Source organism: Brevibacillus sp. FW301-21C12A (assembly GCF_058788915.1).
In genome coordinates, this window is record NZ_JBYTBG010000025.1 from 58357 (window position 1) to 68556 (window position 10200).

The window sequence follows — 10200 nt, forward strand, 5'->3', positions numbered from 1 at the left end:
GAGTTGTGATATAATCACCGTTGCGTCATAAACTACAATTGAACAAGAAAGGTGGAATTGTACCTTGCAAGTACAAAAACCATACCGTATTTTGCTTTACTACAAGTACACTCCAGTGGACAACTATGAGGAGTATGCTGCTGAACACTTGCAATTTTGCAAGGAGATTGGACTGAAGGGACGGATTATCGTCGCTCCCGAGGGCATCAACGGAACCGTATCCGGCACCATCGAGCAGACAGACGCCTACATGGAGTATGTGAGAAAAGACCCGCGTTTTGCCGACATGTGGTTTAAAATAGATGAGGCGGACGGGCACGCGTTCAAAAAAATGTTCGTTCGCGCGAAAAAAGAGCTGGTGACCTGGCGCCTGGAAAAAGACGTCGACCCGAACGTCAAAACAGGAAAATACTTGAGCCCGAAAGAATTTTACGAAATGATGCAGCAAGAGGACGTCGTGATCCTCGACGGCCGCAACTACTATGAATACGACCTCGGTCACTTCCGCCGCGCGATCCGTCCGGAAGTCGATTCCTCCCGCGAGTTTCCTGAGTGGATCGCGAAAAACATGAGCCAGTTCAAGGACAAAAAAGTCCTCACCTACTGCACAGGCGGCATTCGCTGCGAAAAGCTGACCGGCGTGCTGCTGGAACAAGGCTTTAAAGATGTGTACCAGCTCCACGGCGGAATCGTCACCTACGGAAAAGATCCGGAAGTAAAAGGCCGCCTGTGGGACGGAAAATGCTACGTGTTCGACGAGCGCATCTCCGTACCGATCAACCACACCGAAGAAGACGTGGTGATCGGCCGCTGCTACTACTGCGGTACTGTCGAAGACCGCTACGTGAACTGCGCCAATCCTTTCTGCAACAAGCAGCACTTCTGCTGCCCGGAATGCGAGCAAAAATACAAGCGTTCCTGCTCCGACGAATGCCGCGAGCATCCGCGCAACCGCTTCGTCGAAGAAGAAAAAGCGAAGCTGCAAGCTGCCGGAGCGAACGCATAAGCAAACGAAAAACAAAGCAAGCTGACTGTCCCTTGTGGTAGTCAGCTTGTTTTTTTGCGCCTCTCGTCCCGGTGCGGATAAATAAGATGCTGTCGTTTCGAAATGCACCTTGATTCAGCCGATCTTTTCGGTTGTCTCCAAACGCAATCTCCTTCATAATAAACAAAGTGTTCGCAAAAATGGAAATCTCATCCTTTTGCTACATTTCGTTCTTTTTGCTTGGGAGGTGCTATGGAAAAGAAGATAAGTATCGTCATCGGTTTTTTGGTCGGACTTGTTTTCGTCAACTACGAGATCGACTATAATTTCCTGTTCGATCTGGGGATCAAGCCCGAGCCTGTGCGGCTTGCCGTGAAGCTGATCGGCTTGCTCAGCACCCTCATCTGCGGCCTGACGCTGATTTTCGACGCGTGGCGAGCGATGCGCTCAAGCTGATAAGCGGAGGAAACGCCCATGAATAACTATATTTCGACCATGCGCAAGCTCATCGGTCACGAGACGTTGTTGACAGTAAGCTGCGGCGCTATTTTGGAAGATGACCAGGGACGCATTTTGTTGCAGCAAAAATACAACCGGATATGGGGCATTCCCGGCGGCCTGTTGGAAATCGGCGAGACGTTTGCGGAGACGATCCACCGCGAAGTGCTTGAGGAAACGAACCTCATCGTCAAAGCAATGCAACTGTTTGGCATCTACTCCGGGAAAAACGGTTTTGCCCAGTACGCCAATGGGGACAAGGTGTTTAGCGTTCAGCTCATTTTTCATGTCACCGACTACACAGGCACCGGCCATCCCAATGAAGAGAGTACCGGACAGCCTGAATCCTCATCAGGCTCCGTTCATTCTGGACTGGGCAAACGGCGCAACAACGCCAATTGTCAAATAAAGTCCAGGTCCCGGCTCGCCTGCCGCCGAAGCTGAACAGCCGGGAGCGCGATTCCGATCACTTCCGCCAGATCGGCAATGACGGCGTCCGCCTCGGCAGCCGCAGCAAACTGATCGCTGCGCTTCCAGACCGCTTTCATCCCGACGGCTCGGCTGGCACGCACGTCGTTTTCCGGATGATCGCCCACGTATATCGCTTGCTCCGGCGGTACGCGCAGCTTGGATAGCGCCCGTTGAAAAATCGCCGGGTCGGGCTTGCGCAATCCTTCCCATTCCGAAATCAGTACCGCCTCGAAAAAATGCGCGATGCCGAGCGCCTGCAAATTGGCGTACTGGAACTGTCCAAACCCGTTTGAGATCAGCCCGAGCTTGATGCCCTGCTGTTGCAGTTGTCCAAGCGTCTCGTGCAGATGAGGAAAAGCAATGCAATGTTGCGGAAACTGGCTGATATAGTCTTGCAGCAAAAACGAAGCGTCCAGATCGGGAATGGCGAACTCCGCGACAAGCTGCTCGTACACTTTGTCTTTCCATACATACCCGTGCTGGTCCAGCTCGATAAAACGCTCGCAAAAGACATCCTTTTGGACAAGCTGCAGCGCGCCAATTCGCTCGTACTGATCGTGTACGAATCGCAGAAGAGACGTGTCGCGGTCCAGCAAAGTGCCGTCCAAATCAAAAAGCACAGCCTGAATCGTCATGCCCAAGCACTCCTGTCTTCTTTTTGGTTTGCGGGCGCTACCCGTTACACCCGCTTCTGTTTCTCTGCCATTTTCCCGCTTCCCTGCTTTTGGTAAAATAAGAATGGTCAAATCCATCAGAAAAAGGTGAAAACTCGTGTCACCAAATTATGAAGCAAGCATTCTCGAATGGCAAGCAGCAATGGAAGAAGGAAAAACCACCTCGAGGGAGCTGACGCTTTCCTTTTTGGAGCGAATCGCGGCCTACGACAAACAGGGGCCTTATATCAACGCGATCAGTGAAATCAATCCGGACGCCCTGTTCATTGCCGAAGCACTCGACCGGGAGCGCGCCGTCTCGGGCAGTCGCGGCCCGCTGCACGGCATCCCCGTTCTCATCAAGGACAACATCGCGACCAAAGACAATATGCACACGACAGCCGGCTCGCTGGCACTGGCCGATTCCTACGCGGCGGCCGACTCCTTTGTCGCGGCGCGGCTGCGGGAAGCGGGAGCCGTCATTTTGGGCAAAACCAACCTGACCGAGTGGGCGAACTTCATGGCCGACCTGATGCCAAACGGCTACAGCTCGCGCGGCGGACAAGTCCGCAATCCGTACGGCCCCGGCACGTTTGATGTAGGCGGCTCCAGTTCAGGCTCGGGGGCAAGCATTGCAGCAGGCTTCGCCGTCGCGGCGGTCGGAACGGAAACATCCGGCTCCATCCTGCACCCTGCGGAAAAAAATTCGCTGGTCGGGATCAAACCAACGGTCGGCCTCATTAGCCGCCGCGGCATTATTCCGATTTCCCACAGCCAGGACACGGCCGGGCCGATGACCAGAAGCGTCACCGACGCAGCGATTTTGCTGGGCGCTCTCGCAGGAGTCGATCCCAAAGACCCGGCGACGGAAAAAAGCGTTGGCATCGCGCACCGCGATTACCTCCCCTTCCTCGATGCGAACGGTCTGCAAGGCGCGCGAATTGGCGTCGTCCGCTCCCGCTTTCTGGCAAAATGCTCTGAGGAAGAAGTCGCGCTTTACGAAGCGGCTCTTTCGCAACTGCGAGAGGCTGGCGCGACGCTGATTGATCCTGTCCGCATCCCGACAGAAGACGCGGAGTGGAGCTCCCACGTTTTGATGCACGAGTTTAAAGCAGGCATCCAGGCGTATTTGAAAAACTTTGCGCCAACCTATCCGCTTCGCACCTTGAAGGACATTATCGCCTTTAATCGCGAGCACGAAGCAAGAGCGCTTCGCTACGGACAAGACATTCTGGAGCAGTCGGAAGAGACGAGCGGCACGTTGACCGAGCCGGCCTATTTGCGCCAGCGGCTGTACGATCTCGAAATGTCGCAGCGCCAAGGGATTGATGCCGCCGTCAGCGAACACGCGCTGGACGCCCTGCTCTTCCCCGGCAGCACAGGCTACGCCATTCCTGCCAAAGCGGGCTATCCGTCCATTACAGTACCTGCGGGCTACACGTCGGAAGGAAAGCCTTTCGGGATCACGCTGACCGGACTGGCCTTCACCGAGTCGGTGCTGCTTCGTCTGGCTTACGCTTACGAGCAAGCAACGTTGCTGCGCGTGCCACCCGTATTGTCGGACAAGGCCTGAGCCGCCTGCCGCACCTGATTCATCCCACCCATTGGCAAGGCCAACCGCTGATATTCCGGTTGGCCTTTTTCTGTAGCTTGCCAGCATGTCCAGATCGTGACATGATGAAGCAAGCTGGCTTTCCTCTCAACCAAACAGCCGACAAATGAATCGGAGGACTTTTGCCTTGAGCCACATTCGTTTACGTCCGACAACAGCAGACGATTTGCCCACATTTTACGCCCAACAGCTTGACCCGGAAGCAAACCGCATGGCCGCCTTCACGGCCAAGAACCCGAGCGACCGCGAACCGTTTGCAGCGCATTGGAACAAGCTGTTGGCAGATGCCTCCATTCACAAAATGACCGTGCTTGCGGATGAAAAGATCGCTGGTTACATCGTGCACTTCGAGCAATTCGGCCATCCTTCCGTCGGCTACTGGCTCGGAACGGAATACTGGGGCAAGGGCATCGCGACGACGGCGCTGCAAACATTTTTGCAGCTCATCCCCGCTCGTCCCGTCTACGCCCGCGTCGCCAAGGACAATGTCGGCTCGATTCGCGTCCTGCAAAAGTGCGGTTTTCAGACCGTTGGGGAGGACAAAGGGTTTTCCGCTGCGCGCGGCAGCGAGGTTGAAGAGTTTATCATGCGGCGAGAAGCTTGAATGAGCCGGGATGCAGCAACAGGCGTGACCGTGTGCTGCGCGCCGAAGTCGAAGCCTGCATGGCGCCGATTTTCCCGCTACGCCGAAACCTCCAGTATCTTCCAATCGGATATCCGAGAGAACGAGTCTGCTTGCACAGGAGGGAAAAAATTTTGGCTGTAGTCTCCAACGTGTTGGTAGCGGTTTTGCTGTTTGCCTGGGCGGGGGCGGAGGTGCTTTTGGAGCCTGCGATGGGCATGGCGAACTCGCCTTGTCTTTTTTCTTTCCCTCGTTGTCATCAGTGGCGTGATCTACTGGAGCGGCTATTGGTGGAAAAGCTGATCGCATCGAAGATTTCGACGCGAGCGGAGAGCGGCGTACGGACAGCTTTTCCGCTCGTGGCGCAAAAGACGTCTTCTCCTGCTCCAGCAGCCCATAAAAAAACGCATCGAACCGCTACAGGTTCATGCGTTTTTTTACATCGTCGTCGTTTCTTGTTCCGCTTTGCCCAGTCTGTCCTGGAACAACTTGCCGAGCTGGCCGATGTCTACTTCCCATTTTTCGTCCTTGTAGTAGACAGTAGCCTTCGTCTCTCCCTTTTTGCCCACGATGCGAATGCTGGCCGTCTTGACTTCATAGCTGCCATCCGGCTGAAACGTAATGTCGGCATCCTTTAGTTCGCTGTCCAGCACAGGGGTGATCGTCTTGTCCACCACTTCCTGGGTTGCCACCACCGCTTGCCGCCCCATCTGAATGACTTCCTCCGGGCTGAACTGGAAAAACAGCACCAGCACCACGCCGATAATGGCAGCGAGCGAAATGATCCGGATCAGGCTGCGCACGACCCATTGTGCCGCCAAAATCACCACGATGATACAAACCGCGACGGGCCAGTAATCTTTTACGAGTTGAAGAACTTGCTCCATCCTCACCCCTCCTTCACCATCCCATTCTCGCCAAAAATGGGCGGTCGTTAATCAACAACCGGCGAGAAAATGGCGATTGTTTTGGAAAAGTAGAAAAAACCGCCGCATGATGTGCGGACGGACATGTTTGCCTGGCCTTCCCAAGCCTTAACATCATTCGACAATCCGGGCCAAGAGTCCTGCCCCCGGGCGTAAAAACCGCGAAGCGGCATGCGTCGCAAGCCTTGCCAGCTTTTGCTTCCCGGTGATTTTCTTCGCGATAAAAATGTCTGTCAGCTCAAGGGCGGCCATGCCTTCACCGAGCTTTGCCACGGTTATTCCCGCCGCTCGGCAATCGCGATCTGCCTGTGGGCAATATCCGAACATCGTATGCGGCTTGATCGCAGGCCGGAGAGCAGCCCCTTCTGCATTAGAGCGACTGCCTCTGTAGCAACTTGTACTCCATGCGGTTCAGAACACTGGGCAGAGCGGCGTGACCAGTTCGTCCGCGCTATTTCCGATCAGCTTCATCGGGTCAGTCTTGCTCCGGCTTTTGGCTTTTGCGCAGCTCATCGAGATAGCTGTACAACGTCACCTTGGAAATTTTCAATTCGGCCGCCACCTTCTCCAGTGCGCCTTTAATTAAAAACACGCCTTTTTGGTCCATGAACTGGACGATTTGCAGCTTTTCGTTTTTGTCGATTTTCTCCACGTCTTTCTCGGAGATCGTCTGGGCAATCAGCTTTTCCACGATCTCCCACACGTTTTGCACAACTTCCGCTCCTTCGCACTCCAGCGGCTCCCCGCCCATGCGGATGAAGTCCTCGATAAACTCCCGTGTGCTGACAAGCGGCTGAATGTCGATGTTGATGCAAAAAGCGCCGATCGCTTCCCCTTCGGCATTGCGGATCAGGGCAGTCGTCGACTTGATCGTCCGCCCGTCCTCCGTCTCGGTCCGGTAATTGGCTACGACGTCATTTTGCAGCTTTTGGGACAAAAGCACCTGTGTGATGAGCTGATGGAACGACTGGCCGATAGCCCTTCCTGTTACATGGTTGTTGGCTGCGTAAATAACCGAAGATTGCGGCGAGCTTAAATCGTGAATTACAACCTCGCAGTTCTTCCCGAAAGTCTGGGCCATGGCGTCCGCAATCGGAATGTAACGCTTTAATTCCTCCCCGTATTTCCCCATGCTTCCCGCTCCTTCCGTCCATGCTGGCGTTGCGGCTTGTTAGCCCTCATTTTACTTGCATGTATATTTTTTCAAGGTTATAGCATAATTTTTTCTATGAAATTCAAAAAAAGAGATTTTCTTATCGAACTGGGTAGACAGCCGCAAAAAGATGAATCTTCCACACTTCCTGGGCTATTGGTCCTTTGCGGAAAGAAGCGCCGCCGATCCCCCAGACCGACGGCGCTCTGTTGCGCGACTAGATGTTGCGTTGGTCGTACTGCATGCCTTTGGCATAATACGCTTCCTGGATGTGCGCCGGAACCATGCTGCCTCCGGTCGCCCAGACGATATGGGTCGCGTTTGCCAGTTTGTCGGCAAGCCCTTGCTGCTCGATGTAGCGCTGCCCCGCCTCGGTCGAAAGCAGGCGGACTGGCCCCGGCATGCCAGCGAGAGCAGACGGCTCCAGCCGCAACGACTCACTGTCGCGCAGCGCCCGCAGCAGCCGGTACAACTCCTCGTCAGCCACGGTGTAAACGCCGCTGAGCAGCGATTCCATCACCTTGCCGACAAAACGGGAAGGCCGCCCCACTGCCAGTCCGTCCGCTTCTGTCCTGTTGTCGATGCCAAAGTCTTGCACGGCTACCTGGTCATGCAGGCCAGTCAGCAAGCCGAGCAGCATACAAGGCGAATGTGTCGGCTCCGCAAAAAAGCAGTGGACGTAATCGCCGTAGACGAGCTTCAAGCCGTAGGCGACGCCGCCCGGGCCGCCGCCTACCCCGCACGGCAAGTACACAAAGAGCGGATGCTCGCTGTCGACCACAACCTGCTGTTCCTCCAGTTGCTTTTTCACTCGTTCAGCGGCCACGGCGTAGCCGAGAAACAGCCGCTTGGAGTTTTCATCGTCAATAAAATAGCACTGCGGATCGGCTTCCGCCTGTTTTCTGCCCTCTTCCACCGCTTTGCCGTAGTCGGACTGGTATTCGACCACCTGCACGCCCTTTGCGCGGAGCAGCTCCTTTTTCCACGCTTTCGCATCGGCGGACATATGTACCGTCACCTGAAAGCCGAGCTTCGCGCTCATCACACCGATGCTCAGCCCGAGATTGCCCGTCGACCCTACAGCGATGGAGTAGCGGGAAAACAACTCGCGATACGAATCAGAGGCAAACACGGCGTAGTCCCCGTCAACAGGCAGCAGACCGTGCTTGTCGGCCAATTCCTCCGCATGGGCGAGAACCTCGTAGATGCCGCCTCTCGCCTTGATAGAGCCTGCGATTGGCAGGTGGCTATCGCACTTCAGCAGGAGCCGCCCCGGAATTTCCTGTGCGAAGCGGGCCGCCAGTTCGCTTTGCATTTTGCCGATGGAGACGAGCGGCGACTCGATCAGTCCGCCTGCCTCGGCCGTTTCCGGAAATGCGCGTTGAATGAAAGGCGCGAATCGGCGCAAACGTTCCTCCGCCTCGCGCACCTCATCGGCCGTAACCGACAGAGCCGCACGGGCGATGGGGGCATAGCCCGGATTTGTCCAAAATACTTCTTTCGTCGCCATCATTTCGGACAATAACGGATACTCCCGCTTCCACTGCTCGATTGATTTTCCTGCTACTTTCACACTGTTTTCCATCGCAATCGCCTCCATTTTTGTTCCTGCTGCTCGTCAGGTTGCTTGTTCGCCCGGTGATGCGACTGGTGTGGTATACTTGCTCGTTCGCATCGCATCGTGACTGTACATATTTTACCAGCTCGCCCGTATCCGTATCGCGATTGGCACATTTTGCAAACTTTTTTAACGATTGTTATAATAGCACAAATACAAAGCTTGCCAATAGCAAGCAACGGCTGGAAGCTGGCAGGTCTGTGCTGCAAAAGCAGACTAAACCCCAGCCAAAAGGAGAGAACAAAATGGAAATCAGAAAGCTGGCTCCGCACGAGGAGGCCCCCATGCCCCTGCTATTGCTTGCAGATCCTTCGCCAAAATTGGTGGAAGACTACCTGAAAAGGGGGCAGTGCTATGTCGCCGTCCAGGACGCGGCCGTCGTCGGGGTCTACGTCCTGATCCCTACCCGCCCGGACACGATCGAGCTGGTCAATATTGCGGTGGATGAAGCTCATCAAGGAAAAGGCATCGGCAAACAACTCGTTTTGCACGCCATCGAGGTGGCAAAGGCGTCCGGATACAAAACGATCGAGGTCGGCACAGGCAATTCCAGCCTGAATCAGCTCGCCCTTTACCAGAAATGCGGGTTTCGCATGACCTGGATCGACCGCGACTTTTTTCTCAGACATTACGAAGAATCGATCTACGAAAACGGCATTCCGTTGACGGATATGGTACGACTCTCCCGAGATATTTGAAGGCTGTCCATATCGCCATATCAGAAAGGATTCCCATGTATACATACACAATCTGTTTTCTTATGCATCAAAACGAGTTTCTGCTGTTGAATCGGCGCAAACCGCCATTAATGGGCCGCTGGAATGGCGTCGGCGGCAAGCTCGCGCCAAACGAGTCGCCACTTGCCTGCGTTCTCCGCGAGGTATTCGAAGAAACAGGCATTTCGTTGACCTTCGCCCGCTACAAAGGAATCGTCTCGTGGAAGCTCGACGGGAAGGTGATCGGCGGGATGTACGCCTTCGTGGCGGAGCTGCCGCACGCTTGGGAACGTTTTGTCACGCCCCGGCGGGTAGAGGAAGGCATTCTGGACTGGGTGACGCTGGACTGGATCTTGCACCCGGACAACGAAGGAATTGCGGAAAATGTCCCGCGTTTTTTACCGTATATGTTGGAAAACGACGAGCCTGTCGAGCACGCATTTACATATGAAGGCAGCCGGGTGATTGGCTACGAGCGGGTTTCGCTTCTGGAATTATCTCCATACCTGTTTGGTTGATTCCCTTAACCACAGCCTAGATGGTAGAATATCCCTATACTATCGCTGAAGACGAATTTGCTTGCTTAAGCTAAAACCAGGTTTGTTCTTAGCTATTACTTTGGGCATCCTTGGCTGCTCACCTTCAAATCCAGAGGAAACTGATACCCCCAAATATAAAGAGTATTCAAATCCTGAATTCGGGATAACCCTCCAATACACACCTGAACTTGAGATTGATAAATGATCCAACTTGTCTTGTTAGGTTTAAGTCAAAAAAAAGAACATGAGAATGATGAATTTATCGAAAACATCTCCATTAATGTAAAAGATATTGGCTCTTTTCAACTTGAAATGATACAAGTTGCTATTTGAGCACTTTGCATAATTCCATTTTCGAGAAAAAGACAACAGATTTATATGGCCTGTGGTTGGTTTCAATGTCGTGA

12 protein-coding genes are annotated in these 10200 nt (G+C 54.1%); 7 read left to right on the plus strand and 5 right to left on the minus strand.

The genetic code is table 11. From position 1 onward, the window contains the following. Positions 1-64: 64 nt before the first annotated feature. The 3 genes from trhO (at position 65) to AC3WQH_RS15990 (ending at position 1927) form a co-directional block, all read left to right on the plus strand. Positions 65-1006, plus strand: coding sequence for an oxygen-dependent tRNA uridine(34) hydroxylase TrhO (trhO, locus tag AC3WQH_RS15980; RefSeq protein ID WP_492332147.1), 942 nt, complete (start codon positions 65-67; stop codon positions 1004-1006). Between the two features lie 231 nt (positions 1007-1237). Continuing rightward, a complete protein-coding gene (locus AC3WQH_RS15985; RefSeq protein ID WP_005833535.1) occupies positions 1238-1441 on the plus strand; it encodes a hypothetical protein in 204 nt (67 codons plus the stop codon). Positions 1442-1459: 18 nt separating this feature from the next. After that, positions 1460-1927 (plus strand): NUDIX hydrolase, encoded by a 468-nt coding sequence (locus AC3WQH_RS15990; protein ID WP_492332148.1) that lies wholly within the window; start codon positions 1460-1462, stop codon positions 1925-1927. Here the strand turns inward: AC3WQH_RS15990 and AC3WQH_RS15995 are convergent. After that, the gene (locus tag AC3WQH_RS15995; protein ID WP_005833539.1) at positions 1885-2589 is read right to left on the minus strand and encodes an HAD family hydrolase; all 705 of its coding nucleotides are present in this window, start codon (positions 2587-2589) and stop codon (positions 1885-1887) included. The genes AC3WQH_RS15990 and AC3WQH_RS15995 overlap by 43 nt on opposite strands. Before the next feature lie 136 nt (positions 2590-2725). Between AC3WQH_RS15995 and AC3WQH_RS16000 the strand changes: the two genes are divergently transcribed. Both AC3WQH_RS16000 and AC3WQH_RS16005 read left to right on the plus strand, forming a co-directional pair. Then, positions 2726-4180 (plus strand): amidase family protein, encoded by a 1455-nt coding sequence (locus AC3WQH_RS16000; protein WP_492332149.1) that lies wholly within the window; start codon positions 2726-2728, stop codon positions 4178-4180. A gap of 166 nt (positions 4181-4346) precedes the next feature. Continuing rightward, positions 4347-4823, plus strand: coding sequence for a GNAT family N-acetyltransferase (locus AC3WQH_RS16005; RefSeq protein ID WP_327990747.1), 477 nt, complete (start codon positions 4347-4349; stop codon positions 4821-4823). A 455-nt stretch (positions 4824-5278) separates the two neighbouring features. On the opposite strand, the gene AC3WQH_RS16010 is transcribed toward AC3WQH_RS16005, so the two are convergent. The 4 genes from AC3WQH_RS16010 to dsdA all read right to left on the minus strand — a co-directional run bounded on the left by AC3WQH_RS16010 (position 5279) and on the right by dsdA (position 8505). Continuing rightward, positions 5279-5728: a hypothetical protein gene (locus tag AC3WQH_RS16010; RefSeq protein ID WP_005833542.1), complete on the minus strand. Its 450-nt coding sequence runs from the start codon at positions 5726-5728 to the stop codon at positions 5279-5281. Between the two features lie 153 nt (positions 5729-5881). Beyond that, positions 5882-6040 carry a hypothetical protein gene (locus AC3WQH_RS16015; RefSeq protein ID WP_492332150.1) on the minus strand — a complete coding sequence of 53 codons (159 nt, stop codon included), beginning with the start codon at positions 6038-6040 and terminating at the stop codon, positions 5882-5884. 202 nt (positions 6041-6242) lie between these two features. Next, positions 6243-6899, minus strand: coding sequence for a helix-turn-helix transcriptional regulator (locus AC3WQH_RS16020; protein WP_492332151.1), 657 nt, complete (start codon positions 6897-6899; stop codon positions 6243-6245). A gap of 238 nt (positions 6900-7137) precedes the next feature. Beyond that, positions 7138-8505, minus strand: coding sequence for a D-serine ammonia-lyase (gene dsdA, locus AC3WQH_RS16025; protein ID WP_492332152.1), 1368 nt, complete (start codon positions 8503-8505; stop codon positions 7138-7140). 278 nt (positions 8506-8783) lie between these two features. On the opposite strand from dsdA, the gene AC3WQH_RS16030 reads away from it, so the two are divergent. Beyond that, positions 8784-9236, plus strand: coding sequence for a GNAT family N-acetyltransferase (locus AC3WQH_RS16030; protein ID WP_197186516.1), 453 nt, complete (start codon positions 8784-8786; stop codon positions 9234-9236). A gap of 62 nt (positions 9237-9298) precedes the next feature. After that, positions 9299-9772: an NUDIX hydrolase gene (locus AC3WQH_RS16035; RefSeq protein ID WP_492329323.1), complete on the plus strand. Its 474-nt coding sequence runs from the start codon at positions 9299-9301 to the stop codon at positions 9770-9772. Positions 9773-10200 lie beyond the last annotated feature (428 nt).